This is a genomic window from Mycoplasma sp. 10961 (genome assembly GCF_055523525.1).
This window is the reverse complement of sequence record NZ_JBVFVD010000001.1, coordinates 806,598-825,879: the sequence shown is the minus strand read 5'-3', so window position 1 is coordinate 825,879 and position 19,282 is coordinate 806,598. Positions and strand designations below refer to the sequence as shown.

The window sequence follows — 19,282 nt, the reverse complement described above, 5'->3', positions numbered from 1 at the left end:
TTTTTAATAAGGAGAAATTATTAATCATTCAGATAAAAGAAAAAGGCCTGTTGCAGAGCATTTTGTAAATCATGATATCCCTTATCCAAAGGTTTTTGTTATCGATTCAAATGGTGAAAAAGTTGGTGTACGAACAAAGGGTGAAGCTCTGGAATTGGCAATAAGTCAAAAAATGGATCTAGTGTTAATTAGTGTTGATCCAAAACCTATTGTAAGAATTCTAGATTATGGTAAGTTTAAATACGACCGTAAGAAAAAACAAAAAGAAATCAAGGAAAAGCAAACGAATATTCAAAATAGAGAAATTCGTTTAACACCAATGATTGGTGAAAATGATTTATTAACTAAGAGTAGAAAAGCACGTGATTTTTTACTTGATGGTGATCGTATTAAAGTATCCGTAAAACTTAGAGGTCGCGAAATAGGGAGAAAAGACTTAGGTTTAGTGGTTTTAGATAGATTCTTTACTTCATTAGAAGATATAGCTGATAAAACTACCGAACCTAAATTAGTAAATGATCGTTTTTTAGATATGAATCTCCAACCCAATAAAAATAAAATCGCTAAATACTTAAAAGAAAAGAATCAGGGAGTTGCTAATGCCTCATCTGATTCTGAACAAGGAGAAAAAAATGCCAAAAATGAAAACTAAAAGTGCTTTAAAGAAAAGAATTAAAGTTACTGGAACTGGTAAAATCTTAAGAGAACAAGCTTACCGTTCACACTTAGCACAAAATAAATCAACCAAACAAAAACGTCATGCCCGTAAATCTGTTTTAATGTCTAAGAGTGACTTAAAGAGATTTAAAGCTTTAATCTAATCTTGCTACCAAGGTTTCAAGATATTTATAATTATTATTAAGAAAGGAAATAAAATATGGCAAGAGTTAAAGGCGGAACAGTTACAAGAGCTAGACGTAAAAAATGACTAAAATTAGCAAAAGGTTACTTTGGACATAAATCAATTGGTTATAAAGTAGCAAAGCAAGCTGTTGTTAAATCATGAACATATGCATTTAGAGACCGTAAACAAGTTAAAAGAAACTTCCGTAAATTATGAATCGCTCGTATTAATGCTGCAACTAGAGCAGAAGGAATTAGTTATTCAAAATTTATTAATGGTCTTAAAAAATCAAACATTTTAGTTAATCGAAAAATGTTATCTGAATTAGCAATTCATGAACCAAAAACCTTTTCAATGTTAGTTGAATTAGCAAAAAATGCTTAATAACTAATGTATATAATATAAAAGTATTGGAGTAATCCAATACTTTTTATTCATTATTATTTTTATGGTTGTTTACTACCTTGTCAAGTTTTCTAAGCCAATGATTAACGCCACTTTTAGTAATATTATTGTCATTTTGCTCATTTTGCATTAAAACTAATTCATTTAATGACAGTCACGGATTTTCAATTCTAAGCCTAAAAAACATTAGTTGATCATTTGAAAATAAGTTAATTAAGTTATTTTCGAACATATAGTTAATATTATCAATATGTTTAATTGAGCTATTAGCAACTTTTTGGAGATTTGAAAAATCAATATTATTAATTCTATTTAAAACATTATCTTTATCTCGCAATATTTTAACATTTTGAAGCTCAAACCATGCCTTTTTAGCAGCAATTGCTGATAAAAAATCTAGTAATTCATCTATTTTTTTAATATATAAAACATAGCGTCTACGTTTTTTAAGTAAGTGGAAATTAAAATTATATTTATTAAGTTTGGCTAAGATTTGACTACTTTTTTTTAAAGATAGGGTAGAGATTTCAAGATGGTATGAAGTAGAATTAATATCTGAAATATTACCAGATCCTAAAAATACTCCTGCAAAAAAAGATGTTAAATACTCCTCTTTGTTAAAAATGTTAGTGAAGTTTATTGAGTCCTTGTGTAGCATTATTTTCTGCTTTCATTCATCTTTAGAGAGGAAATTCAAATTCAGTTTTTTTATTTTATTTATAATTTTATCTTTAATATAAGTATTTTTAATAATTAAAGTATAGTAATCATTGTCTAATTTAGAGTTAGCAAAAAACAAACCTTTTAAAAGATATAAATCTTCAAGAGGTTTTTTTGAATTTATTAAGATTTCTTTTTTTATTTTTGATGTAAAGGATACTTTATTTTTCATATTTTTGCCCCCACTAATCTTATAGAATTTACTTATTATATCATAGTTATATATTTATGTTTTATTAGTAATTAATGATAATATTTATAAAAGTTGAAACCATATAAACAATTAACGCAAATTATTAGCTGCAATATAAAAGTTTAAAAATGTAACATTAATATATTGGTTTGGTAATTTTTATCTGAAAGTTTTGAATTATGATATTAGAATAATAAATTTTAAAAAAATTTGAACAATCATTAAAATCATGGAATTAGAGCATCTAATGAACATTCTGGTAAAAATTTCAAAAAAACAAAATATACAAAATAGTTTTTAAGCAGAATAAAAAATATTAAGAATTATATTTTTCCATTTTATATTTATACTTTTCTAAAATGCACATTGCAATTTTTTTCTTATTGTATATTATGTTATAATTATAATAGGTCAAGAGATATCAAAGACATATTTATAACTGTTTAGAATTAGGTTTTTTTGGCTTATTGTTATTTTTAGAAATTAACAAAGGAGAACAAATGAATAAATCAAGAATAAAAAAACTTATTTTATATCCTTCTGGTGCTTTTTTGGGCGCACTTACGATATTTATATCATCACCATATACTTATCGACAAAAAACAAATTTCTGGTATGAAAATCTTAATAATGAAAAATTTGAAGTTAGAGGTCAAGGAACAACTATTGCTTTAAACCAAAATAACGAGGCTATTTCTATTCCTGCTAACAATGACTTTGAACTAAAACTATTGTTAAACCCAGGTTTTGAAACCGAAAATGAAGAATTTTTAACTAAATTTAATAACGATTTTATAAATAAAGTTAATCAAAATAATTTAATTTATAAATCATTTGAAAAACTATCAATAATGCCTATTGTATGGTTTTATTTTGAAAACGAAACAGATAGGGAAAACTTTGTCAATAAAATTAAAGATTGGAATGAAATTTACAAATTTATTATTTTTGAAAACAAAAATACTAGTCCACAAAATTATACCTCTCAAAGTTATGGCAGTTCCTCTGCATATCTTTATAACCAAAGTATTAAAACAAACAATTATATGAGATATGGAATTGATTCAAATTTAGAAAAATACAAGCAAAGTGTCAATAAAAACATTGATATTACAAATGCATCAGGATATTTAGATAATTCATATGTTAATAAAGTAGGAGTACTTGAGGCTTGAGCTTACCCATTTGATAAAAATTATCAAAAGCACTTTAAAGGCGGAATTGAAATAAATGATCTTAACGATAAAAAAGATGATTATTACAAAAGCCATTCAACATTTGTTTCGATGATAGTTGGAAGCAAACACGGTATAGATAAAACTTCTAAAATACACTTACACACATTTAATAAATTTGATGGTCAATGAATGTCAATTATTGAAAAAATGGTTAAAGAAGAAGGCATAAGATTAATTAACCATAGTTATGGTTACACAATGCGCTATGACGTAAATGGTACTGAAAAAATTCATCCCAAATATTTAGAAGGTTACTCTGAAAATGCATATTTTCTAGACTATATAACACGCAAGTATGGGGTAATAAATGTCTTTTCCGCAAGTAATGAGGGGAAAGATGATCATCACCTTATTACAGGACCACAATTATCGTTTAATTCTGTTATTGTAGGAGCATTATCTGATTGATCAACAAAAACAAACTTAAAATATAACACTGTAGCGGATTATTCTAATTATAGGTTGCATAAAGAATACGAAAATATCTCAAAGCCATTAGTTGTTGCTCCCGCATATTTTTATGATCCAGTTTATAATGTTAATGAATATGAGCATGGAACAAGTTATGCTGCACCAGTCGTTACTGGTTTAATTTCTAATTTACTCAAATATAGATCAGATATTAGAAATAGTGATTATAAAATACCAATTGTAAAAGCAGTTTTATCGGCATCTGCTGTTAGTCCAAATCACGATAATTTAACCTATAAGTCAAGTGGTTATGAACAAAAATTTGGTGCTGGAACAGTAGATTTTAAAACAATGTTAGAAGCAGCTAACAACTATTCAACACTAAAAATTCATCCAACTAATGATAGTGGTTTTGTATTTTCAAGTAAAGAAATAAATTTAAAAAAGAATCAAACTATAAAAATATCTAGTTCCTGAATGTTTAATGCTGGTCTTTTAAATCAATCTGAAGTTAGGCCAGAGTATAAAGAAAATACAAGTTGGTGAAATTCATTTTTAAATTTCTTTTCTCCATCACGTAAAAGAAGCCAAGAACTAGAAAAACAAAAAACTATTGCCGAGGGTAAAATATGAGATTTATCTCATAAATCTGAGATTCGTTTGACTCAATCTGAGGCAATTAAACGTCAAAACAACAATTGATTTTCTGATTATGACTTATATTTAGAAAAAAAGGAATCAAATGGAAAATGGGTTGTTGTGAAGATGATTCAGTCTGCAGTGAGTAATGATGAATTACTTGAATATAAAGCAACTTCTTCAGGGACTTATAGATATCGCATTAAAAAGTATGAGAAATATGACTTTAGCAATTCTGTATATGATTTAATAGCAACTACTCACGTGGTTAAAAATGAATAAAATAATTAGAAAATTGCTAATTAGTCTCATGACTTTAGTAGTTCCTATAACTTTATTTTCATGCAATGATAGCCAACCTGTTAGAAACGAACCTCCTGTTATTATAGCAGATAAGCCAGATGAATATTACGAAAATCAACTTAAAGAAATGTATGAAGATATTTACCAAGTATATGAACCACTTACAAAAAAAGGGGTTTTTGCCCCTAAAGAATGATTAGAGGAAGATCAAAAAACAATTAAAGAACAATATAAGCAAAAAGACATCGACACATTTAATATAACATTTTTCAGTAATTTTCCTCCTTATTTAGATGATCTTAAAAATGAAAAATGGCTTCAAGCTACCTATGTTCAAATAACTACTAAAGAGCAGTTCGATACTTACATTATCAAAAGATTTAAAGAACTGAATCAATCTGATGAATATAACAATGACTTAAAGATAAAAAAACTATTTGAAGAATTATATTTAAATAAACAAGATGCCTATGAACTTTTAGAAAACAATGTCATTTTTATAAAAAGATTTTCTGGTAAGAATAAATCTCCGGTTGGTGGCTTTATAATTCCAATTTATGATAATAATGAAGTAATAATAACTTCATTTGGCACATACCCTAAACTGGATCCATCAGCTTTTGTAGTGCCAACTGTTTATCGACCAGATCCGTCCCGTATTTGAGAAGTTTTCTTAATTAAAAAAGGATTTAAATTTACATTTAAAGATATTGCAAGAGATTTTGAGACGACATCCCGTGATTTTAGGAATGAAGTCCATGATTGATATAAAAATGTATTTTTAAAACACTATTTAAAAGGTAAAACAGTCAATAAAACCTCTTAAGTTTTAACTTAAGTGGTTTTATATTGTTTTTGTTGATAAAAATTGTTATTAGATTTATTATTTAATATTTTCAATGCTTAAACTTTTTTAAACTATTTTTATATAAATTGTCAAATATAAGTTTTTCTTTAAAAAATTAATAGTTTATATGTTTGTAAACAGTATTTTACTCATGTTTACGAGATTTTTCTGAATAAGCTTCTTAAGGAAAAGTTAAAATGCAAGTTTTTTTGGTATTGCATAGTTTATATTTTTTATTTGGAAATTAATAGAATTAAAAACAAAGTATCCTTTCGAATACTTTGTGAATTAAGCAACAACTTTTTCAGTAAATTTATCGTTCTCAACAACGATGTATTTATCACCTGTTTGAATGCCGTATGGTCTTAATGCCTCTACACCTTTGCACGTGCTTTCCTTAATTAATGGGAATAATGTTTTTGAGTCAACAGAAACAAAAACACCTGAATAAGCCCCAAAACCACCTAATAATTTTTCGTCATTTAAAATACCAATAGTTAAGGTGTTAGGACGGAATTTTGCAACACGTTTTAATAATTCCCCAGTTCTTGAAAGTACAACAATATATTTATATTCGCCAGATTTAACTTTTTTAGCAATTTCGTATGCAATTCTAGTACGTTTGTCACTTTGGTCTGAATTTTGTCATACACTTTCTAATTGTCTTTCGTAGTAATTTCTTGAGTAGAATTCTTTTTCTGCACGTCTTGAAATTGCTGTCATTGTTTTAACTGCTTCAACTGGGAATGAACCATTAGCGCTTTCTCCTGAAAGCATAGTTGAGTCAGCTCCTAATTCTACAGCATAGTAAACATCTGTTACTTCTGCTCTAGTTGGGTGAGGTGAATTTTCCATTGAGTCAAGCATTTGAGTTGCTACGATAACCATTTTTCCAGCTTCACGACATTTACGAATCATTTTCTTTTGGTAGTATGGAACATCGTAATAAGGAATTTCTAACCCTAAATCGCCACGAGCAACCATAATACCATCAGATGCCTCAATAATTTCATCGATATTTGTACATCCTAAGTGAGATTCGATTTTTGAAATAATTTGAACGTGTTGTCCACCATTTTCATCAAGTAATTTTCTTAATTCATTAACATTTTTTGCTGAGTTAACGAATGATGCTGCAACATAGTTAATTCCTTGTGTAATACCAAATTTTACATCGTTAATATCTTTTTCAGCTAAAAATGGTAATGAGAAATCAACGCCAGGTAAATTAACACGTTTATTTGTTTTTAATTTATGTGTGTTTTCGGCTCTAACTTTTACATAACCTTGCCCAACCTCTGTAACAACAGTAGATAATTTACCATCATCAATTAACACTTGGTTACCAATTTGAAGGTCTTGAGCCATGTCATAAGCAACACTAATTTCGGTTGCAGTACCTTCTAGGTTTTTGTATTTATCTGCTGTTGTATGGATTAATAAGTAATTTCCGGCTTCAACAACTTGACCACCTTCTTTCATTTTTCCAATTCTAATTTCTGGACCTTTAGTATCTAACATTAAAGATACTGGAATTTGTAAGTCTTTACTTACTTGCTTTGCAAGCTTGAATTTATTAGATTGTTCTTCGTGAGAACCATGGCTAAAGTTAGCTCTAATAGTGGTTACACCATTTTCCACTAATGAACGCAATGTTTCATAGTTATCACTTGAAGGACCAATAGTCGCTACAAGCTTTGTTCTTTTGTCTGTAATTTTCATTTGTAATTAAACTCCCTATTCTTTTGATTTTGAAAATTTATACTATTCTAAGATTTACTGATATTTTAGATTAATATTAATATAATTGTAACAAAAAAAACAATTTTAATAACTTAATTATTATGTTTTATTAAAATTGTTTTTCTAAAATTTTGTTATATAGTAATAGACCATTTTAATGGGATATTGTTTTTATAATTAAACAAAAATTATTTTGTATTATAATATATAACTATGGAAAATAATTACACTGCGGAGAATATTAAACAATTAAAAGGTCTTGATGCTGTTCGTAAAAGACCAGGTATGTATATTGGTTCAACTGATGTATATGGTTTACATCATTTGCTTTGAGAAATAGTTGATAATTCTATTGATGAAGCATTAGCAGGATATGCTTCAAAAATAATTGTTAAATTACGAGGGGATGGATCAATTTATGTTTCAGATAATGGAAGAGGAATCCCAGTGGATAAAGCAAAAAATGAATCGAAAACGGCGGTAGAAATTGTTTTTACTGAATTACATGCTGGTGGAAAATTTGATTCTAATACTTATAAAGTTTCAGGTGGATTGCATGGTGTTGGATCAAGTGTAACTAATGCTTTTTCTACAAAATTAAGTGCGACAATTGCCCGGGGGGGAAAATTGTATTACACTGAATTTGCCCGAGATAAAATAATTCAAAGAACTCAAATTATTGGTAAAACAAAAGAAACTGGGACAATAGTTGAATTTTGACCTGAATATGCTTTATTCAAAAAAGCCAAATTTAGTTTTGAAAGAATTGCTGAAAGGTTGCAAGAAAGTGCTTTTTTAATTTCAGGGTTAGAAATTGAACTTTATGATGAAATTAATAATTTAGAACAAAAGTTTAGATATAACAATGGATTAGTTAAATTCCTTGAATTTTTAAATAATACCCGAACTCCACTAAATCCCCCTGTTTCTTATAAGGAAATAAATCGAGATATAGAGGTTCATTTTTCATTTCAATGAAATGATTCATATAATGATGGTTTAATACTTAGTTTTGTTAATAATGTTAAAACTAAAGATGGCGGAACACATGTTTTAGGCATTAAATCTGCTTTTAATAAAATTATTAATGAATATGCCCATAAAGATGGATATTTAAAAGGAAATAATATGTTTGATATTACCGATATTATGGAAGGTTTTACTTGCATAATATCGGTAAAAATACCCGAAAATATGCTTGAATTCGTTAGTCAAACTAAAGATAAATTAGGAACACCAGAGGCTAAAGCATGTGTTGATGAAGTTGCTTCTAGTTTCTTAGAATCATGACTTAGTCAAAACAAACCACTTGCTAAAATAATTATAGAAAAAATTCGTAAAGCATATGATGTAAGATTAGAAACTAAAAAGAAGCGTGAAGAAATTAGAACTTCTAAAAAAACTTTATCAGGTAAGAAAATTATTAGTGATAAATTAACCCCTGCTAGTTCAAAAAAAGCACACGAGCGTGAGTTATTTTTAGTTGAAGGAGATTCAGCTGGCGGCTCGGCAAAAAGTGGGCGAGATCGTAATTTTCAAGCTATTTTACCATTAAGAGGTAAAGTAATTAATGCTGAGAAAATTTCCCTATTAGAACTTTTAAAAAATGAAGAAATTGTAACAATTATCAATGCAGTAGGTGCTGGGATTGGCAAGAACTTTGACTTAACTAAATCAGAGTATGGCAAAATTATAATTATGACAGATGCCGATACTGATGGGGCCCATATTCAATGTTTATTGTTAACATTTTTTTACCGCTATATGAAACCATTAATTGAAAATGGTTATGTATATATAGCAATCCCGCCCCTGTATAAAATAACTAATAAAACAAGCAAAAAAAGTCAATATCTTTGAGACGAGCAAGAACTTAGGGATACTTTTGAATCAAAAGGTTCAAATTTTGAAATTCAACGCTATAAAGGTCTTGGAGAAATGAATGCAGATCAGCTATGGGAAACTACCATGGATCCTAAGTCTCGTACATTAATACGTGCTACAATTAATGATGCATATTTAGCAGAAAGGCGTATTAGCACACTTATGGGGAATGATTCAACTAAACGTAAGGATTGAATAGATAGCAATATCATATTTGATGACTACGATGATTATTTAGAAAAATTTGCGAAGGTATAAAAAAATATATTCAAGTTTAAAACTTGAATATATTTTTTATTAACAGGATTCCTTTGTACAAATTGAAATTTCCTTACGAAAATCTTTATAAACTGATGAAATACTGTTTTTTGTAAGAGTTGCATTTATTACTCTTGCTAAAAATGGACCAAGCGAAATAACTTTTAGTTTTTTAAATTTTTGAGACCATGCGCTATTGTCAATACTATTTGTAACTATAACTTGGTCAACATCAGGATGATTTTCAAAGATTTCAAAACCTCTTGTAAAAATACCATGTGAAGCAGCTACGATGATTTTTTTAGCACCTTTTTGCTTTAAGGTTTCAACAGCTTTTAAAATGGTTCCGCCGGTATCAATAATATCATCAATAATTACAGCATTTTGGTTTTCAATATTGCCTAAAATACCCATAACTTCTGTTTTGTTAACTTCAGTGCGTCGTTTATCTATAATGCAAATTTGCACTGTATCTGCAATTAATTCAGCAAGGGTTCTTGCACGAACTGTCCCACCATGATCTGGTGATACAACGGTAAATTTTTCTCCAGTTTGCTTTAGAGCATAAGCAATTGGATATTGGCCTTTTAATTCGTCAACTGGAATATCAAAGAAACCTTGAATTGAAGGATTGTGTAAATCAACACAAGTTACTTTACTTACTCCTGCTTTTTGCAATAAATCTGCAACTAACTTAGCACCAATTGATTGGCGCCCACTTGCTTTACGGTCTTGGCGTGCATATCCGTAATAACTTAAAATAACATTAATAGACTTTGCACTACCACGTTTTAATGAATCAACAAATAATAACAGTTCCATAATATTATCATTAACGGGGCGAGAAGTGCTGGCAATCAAAAAGACATCTTTGTCTCGCACGGTATGTTCAGATACAAGCATTACTTCTCCGTCAGCATAAACAGTTCGCTCAATTTTTGACATTGGTATATCTAAAAGTTGTGAAATTTCACATGCTAAATTTTCGGAATTTTTCATTCCGAATAAAACTATATTTTCTTTATGCATAATTATGTTTATATTATATTTAATTATTATTTATTTGCTAGTGAAAATTAATAAATCCTTGCTCTGTCCAATGACATAATAAAAGTTGATAGATGAGTATGCAAATGCTTTAAGTATTAGCATTACTTCAAAAAAGTTTTAAAAATTATAGTTTAATAGTATTGGTTAAAATGCCGCACTAGAATTTTGTTGGTGCATTTTTTTCTAAGTTCTTTAAGTAGGAATTGTTAATATTTTACTTTTGTTATGGATATTCCGGTTTGTTTGAATATCTATCTTATGCTTAAAAAATATTAATTTTGTTTTATTATTCGGAAATTTTCCAGATTTAACTCAATAACAATTCTATTTTCAAAATTAATCTTTGTAATATTTCTTAAATTCTTCTTTGTATCACTTGCTTAATTTATTGTAATATTCTTTTGATTTTTCAAGTGGGTAATAGAGATTAAATTTATTATCAGCAAAATAAGTATTAAGTTTAAAATTTTGCTTTTTAGGTAAACTTAATACTTTTCACTTTTGGTCTTTAACAATTCTATCATCACCAATTCGAGTATTATAATCATAGAAAACATTTAATTCAAGAGAATCATCAGTTATAAAAGGAATAACAAGATTATGAAATGATCCTTGTTTATTAGATTGTAAGATATAAAGATCATTATTTTCTAGTAGTTGATAAATATTTTGGTAATTTAAGAACTCTTTTTCAAATTGGTTTATAATATCATATACTTTAGGTTTATAATCATCTACTGAATTTAGCTCTTGATATCTTTTAATTATGATATTATCAAATTCCTGTTTAGTAGATATTTTGATAACCTTACTTTCATTTATTTCGCTATAAAGAGGATCTGTTACATGATCAAAAAACTTGTATTTTCAAAAATATCCATGCTTAGCTTGATTTTGTTGATTAATTTTTGTATAAACCTCTTGAGAAACCGGAACGTATAATTCACTTATTTTTGAAATTGAATTAAGTTTATTTTCTAGATCATAATGAATTTTTACAACATCTATTTCAATGTTTAAATTTTCTTTGTATGTTACTGAATCATTTTTTATACTTCTAGAAGTTTCTTTATCTGATTTAGGATCTTTAGTGGGAACATTTGTAGTTGAACAAGAAAAAGTTACGATAGGCATAAGTATTGCACTAAATAATAATATTTTTACTTTATTTTTCATTTCGTACCACATGTGTTACAGCAATTATATCGTCAACTGAATTTCCAAATGTACTTGAAGAAACCTTATTAATTCTATATCTATAAATTCCGGAGTTAAAAACATTATATTCGATTAGTTCATCGTTGCTTGTTTTTGTATACACTCCTTTAACTGTTATTCAATTTCCTCTTGAATCTTTTCTCTCGAGAATTAAGTTATAATCAGAAAATCAATTACCACCTTGCCGTTCAAATGTTTCTTTATCTTTTAATCATAATTCATCATTATGCGTCTTTTTTCATTTTGCTTCTTCATGAGCTTTTCTCGAATTAGAAAAGAAATTTAAAAATGATCCTCACCAATTTGATCTTGGTTCATTATTTTTCAAAATACCTGCATTAAATAATCATGAACTTGAAATTTTAATGCTCTGACCATTTCTTAGTCATAATTCATTACTTGTAATAATATCTTTGCCAGTATTTAAAGTTGGATTTACTTTTGCAGTTTTATAATTATTTGCAGCTTCTATCATTTTTATTGCATCAGGTGTTCCTGCACCATATTTTTGTTCAAACCCACTGGTTTTATATGTTAAATTAGAAAATTTAGGACTAACTGCTGATGCTGATAAAATAGTTTTAATAATTGGAACCCTAAATTCACTCGCATAAATAGTTGGATTTCTTTTTAAGAAATTAGAAACAAGCCCAGTAATTAAAGGAGCTGCATAACTTGTTCCTTCATCAAACTCATATTCTCTTTTCATTCATGATTCATAAAACATATTGTAAAATGTACCAGGCGCGACTACTAGAGGTTTAGCTAAGGTTGCATATTCAGGTGCTAAGTTATAGTTTGTATAATATGATGTTTCATTTTTTTTAATATTTTTGCTGTTAGCTTTTTCGCCCAATGCACCAACAACAATTGAATTAAATGATAATTTACTCTGAGTAATTTGGTGTATTGGATTATAACCATCATTTCCGGAAGAAATAACATTTATTACACCGTATTTACGAGATATATAATCTAAAAAGTAAGAATTTTCGTTATAACCTTCAAAGTATTGCGGGTTTATATATTTTTGACCTGTTTTACTATCTATATAATAAAGTTGTGGCCCATAGCTATGATTTATAATTTTAACACCATCGTCTAAAACCATTTTCTCTATTGCATCTTGCCATTGTGTGCCATTTGTAAATTTTGATAAATAAATTGTAGCAGATCTATCAACACCAAATTGACTACCTGCAATCATTGATACAAAAATACCATGTTTTTCAAGTGGTGACTGAGATTCAATAACGGATTCTTCGTTTACTTTTAAGCCACGTTTGAAAAATTCAGAGTATTTATAATCAAATTTTTCATTTCCTGCTTCTAAAATACCAATTTTAGTAGTTTTATTTTCTGTGAGCCCTGCGTCTCCTTTTAGTATTGATAGATTTTCCTCCACTGATTGTTTAAAATTATTTATACTTTTTGTGGGGGCATTGTTTAAATTTGAATATGTTTTGCGATAATATTCAAACCCTGAACTATTACCTCAATTCCATTCTTTTATATTTTCATTCTTATAAATAATTATTTGAAAAATTTCTTTTCAATCTTTGATTTTTGTGGTAAAATATTCTCTGTCGCTTTCTTTTTCAAAGTAGAAGTAAATAATTGGCATTATTCTACTTGGATTACCAGAAATAAATTTTAATTTATTATTTTTAACTTTATTAATAAAATCATTATTAAATTGTTGAATAAAATCAATGTTATCAGATTCAAACCCTGGATTCAATAATAATTTTAATTGATAATTATTATCAACGGGAACATTAATTATTTCTCCATTATCTGATAAATCTTTAACGAATGATTGTTCCCTAACTTGGAATTTATCGTTAGTTAAATTACTATATCAATAATTATTATTTGTTTTTTGGTTAATTGTTTTTGAATGGGGTATTAATACTGTACCAATTGTTGCTACTATTCCCAAAGGAATTAGTAGCCTTTTTTTAATGCTTTTTAACATAAGTATGTTTTTCCTTTCTAATATTTATTTGAGTTATAATGTGGTATATCTTTTTAATGACCACATTATAATTATATAATACATTTTATATTATTATATTCAATAAAAGATATATATATATATATATATATATATATCTTACTTTATAATTTATCATTTATAAATTTATTAAAATTTAAAAATATCAGTTTGTAAAAAACTATGTACGAAAACTTTTATGATACTTTTACTTATTCCCGATTTATTCTGTGCATCCTAAAATAAATATTGGATAAAGTTTACTCGCAGTTCTTTTAATTATATTACTTAATATATCCGTTGGGTTTAGTGATATTTTAGAAAATTTTTTATTTTATCTGCTTAAATCAAATTTTAAGAAATACTGCTTTTGATATTTAAAACGATTATTTTGGTGCTTTTCGTATGAACTGAAAGATAATTTTATGAATTTTTTGGGTTATTGTGCGGCATCTTATTAGACAAAATTTTATACATTTGTTAGTTTTGAAAGACTGATAGCAACACTTTTTTTTATAAAAAGTATTCGGAATTTGTCCGAATACTTTTTATATGTATTATTGTTTATCTTTTTTAGTATGATTATAGATTAAATAGGCTAATTCTTCTTTTGACATTTGTTCATAACCAAAGATGTTCAATGTTTCAGCCATGCGGTGCAATTGTTCTTTAGGTAATTCTATAATTTTTTCAATTGCTAAATCTTTTTCTGTTTTTTGAACTGGTTGATTTACTTCATCTTGGTTAGTTGTTTGGCTATTATCAGTTGTGCTAGTTTGATTTGTAAATTGGTCAGCATTCATTTCCCCAAAAGGATTATTTATATTACCATTTTTCATATTTTTATTTCATTGTTCCATAAATATAGCACTATCACGTTGAAGTTTTTGCATCATAAACAATTGTTTAATTTTAGTGACATTTTTAGAAATAAAGAAAAAATGGATAACGCTTAAAACTAAGATGGTAATATGCATTACCAAAGCAATTAAATTAAAATTATTTGATATATCGTAATTTCCCCTAAGCGTACTATTAATTAAATTAATAATTGAAAGAATTCCGTGAAATTTTGAAAGCAAGATTGCACCAGTAGATAAAATTGCAAAGCTTTTAAATTTATAAGATTTAATTGTTGATGAGATACCAAAAGTAAATACCAAAATTGGTAAAAAAGATGTTATAAAGAAATCAATAAGAATTTGTGTTCTTCACACTGCATCAAAATCTAAAGTTATGTTATTATTGTTAGTATTTGGTGTGTTTTGAGTTTGTTGTTTTAGCGCCTCAATATAAGCTGTTTTATTTACTAAAGCATTAAAAAGAGGTACAAGGGATAAAATTGTGATTAGTGCTCAAAAAGCGATAAATAATATTATCCAAATTCTGAAGTGGTTTTTTTCATTATTTCATAAGTTGTTTAAATCAAGGTCTTTTTCATTAATTCTAAATGTACTACTCATTATTCTCCTTTTATAAATTCCTCATAATTATACTCTGCTATATTAAATTCAGAAGGCGGAAGTGAAAAAAAATGCATTTGTTTTTTTGTAATTGGATGTTCAAATTCTAATTTATAGGCATGTAAGTATTGGCCAAAGTCATTTATCTTTTTATTGTACATTGGATCACCATAAATTGGGTTACCAATATATTTTAAGTGAACTCTTATTTGGTGTGTTCTTCCGGTTTCTAATTCACATTTAACAAGTGATTTAGGTTTTTTATCTAAATAAAAACTTTTTAGCACTGCTACATTTGTGATGGCATGTTTCGCATTTAAATTTGTAACTGTAAATTGTTGTCTGTTTTTTTGATCCCTTCCGATAGGTAAATTAAGTTTTAAAAGTGAATTTTCTAAAATACCATCACAAATTGCCAAATATTTACGATTTATTTCGTGATGAGCAAATTTATCTGCTAATAAATTATGAACTTCGTTATTTTTAGCAATTAATAATAATCCGCTTGTATCTTTATCAATCCGGTGCACGATGCCTGGACGTAATAATCCATTTTCATTTGATAAATTATTTTTAAAATGATACAAAAGTCCATTAACTAAAGTTCCTGATTCATGACCTGGTGAAGGATGGACTACAAGTCCACTGGGTTTTTCTAAGACTGAAAGGTATTCATCATCATAAATAATTTTTAAATCCATTTTTTCAGGTTTAATATCTAATATTTTATCAATTAATCGAATTATTAGTATTTTTTGTCCCTCACGTACTTCGAATTTTGGTTTAAGTATTTTGTTTTCGTTTACAAAAACTGCACCTTCTTCAATTAAAGTTCGTGCATCATTTCTTGAAATATTGGAATTATTTGAAATGTATTTATCAATACGTTCTTTATATTCTACATTTATTTCTATCATTTGTGTTATTATATCAAAATTTATTTAAATAGTTGTGGTAAAATTTAAATATGTTAGGTTTTTTAGAAAAAAGAATGCAAAAGACCCTCGAGAAATTATCAAAGAAAATACAATTAACAGAAGCAGATATTCTCGAGGTAACTAGAGATATTAAATTAGCATTGTTGGAAGCTGATGTTAATTTAAAAGTTGTAAAAGAATTTATAAATAATGTTAAAGAAAAGGCTTTAACTGACCCAAATTTAAAAAAGTTAAATCCTTCACAACATTTTATTAAAATATTGCATGGCGAGCTTGTAAAGATTTTAGGTCAAGAAGGGAGTGAATTTAAAATTACTAAAAAACCATACATCATTATGATGTGTGGTTTGCAAGGTTCAGGAAAAACAACCTCAAGTGCTAAACTTGCATATTATTTATGTAAAAAGAAATTTGTTGAAAATCCATTAGTTGTTGCAGCGGATATTTACCGGCCAGCAGCTGTTGAGCAATTAGTAACTTTGGCTAAGAGTATCCAAGTCGATTATTTTGAACAAGGGGTAAATTCACCAGTTGATAAAATTGTGGAAAATGCCCTTGCTCAAGCTAAAGTAAATAATAATGATTTAATTATTATTGATACCGCTGGTAGGTTATCAATTGACGAACCCTTAATGGATGAATTATTTAGGGTTAAAAAGATTGTTAACCCTAATGAAATTTTCTTTGTAGCTGATGCAATGTCAGGTCAAGACATAATTAATGTTGCTTCTACTTTTAATGAAAAATTAAAATTAACAGGAACTATTATTAATAAATTAGATTCAGATGCACGTGGTGGTGCTTCATTAAGCTTAAGGTATATTTTGAATATTCCAATTCGTTTTATTGGTACTGGCGAAAAGGTTTCTAATTTAGATTTATTCCATGCCGATCGGATGGCTGATCGTATTTTAGGTATGGGTGATGTAATGAGTTTAATTGAAAAAGCTCAAGATGTTATTGATCAAGATAAAGCTACTCAAATGGTATATAAAATGTTTTCTGGTGAATATACCTTAGATGATTTACTTGAGCAAATTCAACAATTCCAAAACCTTGGAAAATTTGGAAAAATATTAAAAATGTTACCAGGTAATTTATCTGATAAAATAAATAATGATCAAATTGATAAAGCAGAATCCAAAATGCATTATTTCAAAATATTAATGTCATCAATGACTAAAAAAGAACGTAAGAATCCAAAATTATTACGCCAAGCCTCCCGTAAAGAAAGAATATTAAAAGGAAGTGGTCGTAGCGCTCAAGAATTTAATAAGCTAATGTCTGATTATGATTCAATGGTAAAAAGAATGAGTGAGATGGGCAAAAAGATTAAGGCAAATGGTGGAGGATTTGATCCTAAAATGTTTGGTTTTTAGAATTTATGCAATAGAAAACAACAAAAGATTTACACTTTTGTATTAATTGGAAATGTCACATGCAAGTTTTTTGCATGTGACATTGTTTTGTCTGCCTTGTAATAAAATAGTTGTATTAATAAATTTTAAAAAAATGAAAGGTGACTTTAAAATTATATGAAAAATTTAGAAAAATATATTTGTGTTTTTGACAAATATCGAAAAGAAAATAAATATCAACATTTTAAAATTGAAGAGAATTACAACACTATCTTGAAAATGCAAGGAGCTCTTGGGACACAACGAAAATTACGATCAGATCAAATCGATCTAGAACAACTTTATAATATTTTACAAGAACTTTCTGAAGGTTTCTCAATCCAAGAAGTATCTAAGATTTTTGATAGAGACATCCGAAGTATAAAAAGTAAAATGCAAATTATTACAAATCGCAAACCACTTAGTTTAGATAAACAAAATCGTTATGTTTGTCCTAAGTGTTCAAAAAGAGTAATGCGGGTTAAAACCCTTAATTTTAGCAAACTATATGAACATTTATCAGGCTATTCGTTTTCGCGACTCTTTTTTGTAAGTGATACAATTAAAGAGAAATGAAAGGCCTACAGAAAATATTGGTATAGTGAGCTTAATACATACAATAAAAATAGAAATAAAAAGAATTTGCAGCAAAAAGAAGTTAAGAAATCAGTTACCTATCTTGTGAATTCTTTTAAAAAATTATCCCCTGATGAATTTGCTCCTTCGCCTAGTACAATTTATAAAATAATTAAAAAATACCCTTATTTCCTTGAATTTGACCACATTGTTAAAAAATCTGAAGGAAAATATGGCATAAGGAACAAGAAGCAAACCAAACCTAAAACATTAAAATATGCTACAGAAATTTCGAAACGTCCAGCTTATATTAATGATCGCTTGGAACATGGTCATTTTGAATTAGACACCGTTATTGGTAAAATCAATGATACATATTGTATTGTGACGATAATTGAACGGCAAACCAGAATGTCTTATGCTATGCTCTCAAAACGCAACTCCAAAGCTATCAAACAAACTCTTGTCAAACTAATCAAGAAACATAACTTAGACATTAAAACTTTAACAGTTGATAATGGTAGTGAAAATGTCTTATTGCACCAGGTAATTCCAACTGAAAGATTATTTAAATGCCAACCATATAGTTCATGACAAAAAGGTTCAATAGAAAATATGCACCGCTTAATTAGGTATTACATTCCCAAAGGAAAAAGTCTAGATAAATACTCTCAGCAAGAAATTGATTATATGATGGATAAAATAAATAACTATCGACAAGTTGTACGGCAATATAAGATAACCTAAAAATTTTTTTAATCCCCCGCCTTTGATTGCAATCAAAGGGGCCTTACTTTTGACAAAAGTAAGCAAAACCGACGAGAAAACACTGCTGTGTTTTCTGTTTTCGCATACATTTTTTATGTAAAATTTATGTTAAAATTAAAACGCAATTATTTTGTTAATATCTCGCAAGTGACTTTTCCAAAAAACATTCCAAAAAACAATTAATTTTTTGTTTGTATTTTTAAAATTTAGTGATATAATTTAGTTCTTAAATTTTTTAATCATAAATATCTTTAAAGTGAGATTGAAAGAATCTCACTTTTTCATAGCATTTTTTTTAGGTTTTTAAGACATATGCAAAAAAATCTCTAAACAGTACATTTTAACTATCATAATTTATTAAATTTAACAAAAAATCATATTCAAGTAAAAA

General features: G+C 27.6%; 15 protein-coding genes. 8 read left to right on the top strand and 7 right to left on the bottom strand.

Annotated features, from left to right (window positions below; genetic code table 4):
- Window positions 1-16 precede the first annotated feature (16 nt).
- From infC to rplT, 3 genes are read left to right on the top strand one after another with little or no spacing between them, the layout of a single operon-like run.
- Window positions 17-652 (top strand): translation initiation factor IF-3, encoded by a 636-nt coding sequence (gene infC / locus AC0B4T_RS03550; RefSeq protein WP_465102564.1) that lies wholly within the window; start codon window positions 17-19, stop codon window positions 650-652.
- Window positions 642-821 (top strand): 50S ribosomal protein L35, encoded by a 180-nt coding sequence (gene rpmI / locus AC0B4T_RS03545; protein ID WP_465103157.1) that lies wholly within the window; start codon window positions 642-644, stop codon window positions 819-821. Before infC ends, rpmI begins: the two co-directional genes overlap by 11 nt.
- A gap of 56 nt (window positions 822-877) precedes the next feature.
- Window positions 878-1,228 carry a 50S ribosomal protein L20 gene (gene rplT / locus AC0B4T_RS03540; protein WP_465101249.1) on the top strand — a complete coding sequence of 117 codons (351 nt, stop codon included), beginning with the start codon at window positions 878-880 and terminating at the stop codon, window positions 1,226-1,228.
- A 46-nt stretch (window positions 1,229-1,274) separates the two neighbouring features.
- On the opposite strand, the gene whiA is transcribed toward rplT, so the two are convergent.
- Entirely contained in the window at window positions 1,275-2,141 is an 867-nt protein-coding gene (gene whiA, locus AC0B4T_RS03535; protein ID WP_465103156.1) for a DNA-binding protein WhiA, read from the bottom strand.
- 521 nt (window positions 2,142-2,662) lie between these two features.
- On the opposite strand from whiA, the gene AC0B4T_RS03530 reads away from it, so the two are divergent.
- Complete coding sequence (locus AC0B4T_RS03530) at window positions 2,663-4,732, top strand: S8 family serine peptidase (protein WP_465103155.1); 2,070 nt, start codon at window positions 2,663-2,665, stop codon at window positions 4,730-4,732.
- Window positions 4,725-5,579, top strand: coding sequence for a hypothetical protein (locus AC0B4T_RS03525; protein ID WP_465103154.1), 855 nt, complete (start codon window positions 4,725-4,727; stop codon window positions 5,577-5,579). Before AC0B4T_RS03530 ends, AC0B4T_RS03525 begins: the two co-directional genes overlap by 8 nt.
- Before the next feature lie 309 nt (window positions 5,580-5,888).
- Here the strand turns inward: AC0B4T_RS03525 and pyk are convergent, their stop codons facing one another.
- The gene (pyk, locus tag AC0B4T_RS03520; RefSeq protein WP_465103153.1) at window positions 5,889-7,322 is read right to left on the bottom strand and encodes a pyruvate kinase; all 1,434 of its coding nucleotides are present in this window, start codon (window positions 7,320-7,322) and stop codon (window positions 5,889-5,891) included.
- A 234-nt stretch (window positions 7,323-7,556) separates the two neighbouring features.
- Here pyk and AC0B4T_RS03515 point away from each other — a divergent pair, with 234 nt between their 5' ends.
- Window positions 7,557-9,485, top strand: coding sequence for a DNA gyrase/topoisomerase IV subunit B (locus tag AC0B4T_RS03515; RefSeq protein ID WP_465103152.1), 1,929 nt, complete (start codon window positions 7,557-7,559; stop codon window positions 9,483-9,485).
- Between the two features lie 39 nt (window positions 9,486-9,524).
- On the opposite strand, the gene AC0B4T_RS03510 is transcribed toward AC0B4T_RS03515, so the two are convergent.
- The 5 genes from AC0B4T_RS03510 to AC0B4T_RS03490 form a co-directional block, all read right to left on the bottom strand.
- Complete coding sequence (locus AC0B4T_RS03510; RefSeq protein WP_465102128.1) at window positions 9,525-10,514, bottom strand: ribose-phosphate pyrophosphokinase; 990 nt, start codon at window positions 10,512-10,514, stop codon at window positions 9,525-9,527.
- Window positions 10,515-10,871: 357 nt separating this feature from the next.
- Window positions 10,872-11,711: a hypothetical protein gene (locus AC0B4T_RS03505; RefSeq protein WP_465103151.1), complete on the bottom strand. Its 840-nt coding sequence runs from the start codon at window positions 11,709-11,711 to the stop codon at window positions 10,872-10,874.
- The gene (locus tag AC0B4T_RS03500; RefSeq protein ID WP_465103150.1) at window positions 11,701-13,731 is read right to left on the bottom strand and encodes a S8 family serine peptidase; all 2,031 of its coding nucleotides are present in this window, start codon (window positions 13,729-13,731) and stop codon (window positions 11,701-11,703) included. Before AC0B4T_RS03500 ends, AC0B4T_RS03505 begins: the two co-directional genes overlap by 11 nt.
- A 575-nt stretch (window positions 13,732-14,306) precedes the next feature.
- A complete protein-coding gene (locus AC0B4T_RS03495; protein ID WP_465103149.1) occupies window positions 14,307-15,212 on the bottom strand; it encodes a hypothetical protein in 906 nt (301 codons plus the stop codon).
- A complete protein-coding gene (locus AC0B4T_RS03490; protein ID WP_465101259.1) occupies window positions 15,212-16,129 on the bottom strand; it encodes an RluA family pseudouridine synthase in 918 nt (305 codons plus the stop codon). The genes AC0B4T_RS03495 and AC0B4T_RS03490 overlap by 1 nt, the downstream gene beginning before the upstream one ends.
- 50 nt (window positions 16,130-16,179) lie before the next feature.
- Between AC0B4T_RS03490 and ffh the strand changes: the two genes are divergently transcribed.
- Both ffh and AC0B4T_RS03480 read left to right on the top strand, forming a co-directional pair.
- Window positions 16,180-17,529, top strand: a complete 1,350-nt coding sequence (gene ffh / locus AC0B4T_RS03485) for a signal recognition particle protein (protein WP_465103148.1) — start codon at window positions 16,180-16,182, stop codon at window positions 17,527-17,529.
- Between the two features lie 156 nt (window positions 17,530-17,685).
- A complete protein-coding gene (locus AC0B4T_RS03480) occupies window positions 17,686-18,870 on the top strand; it encodes an IS30 family transposase (protein ID WP_465103147.1) in 1,185 nt (394 codons plus the stop codon).
- Window positions 18,871-19,282: the final 412 nt, after the last annotated feature.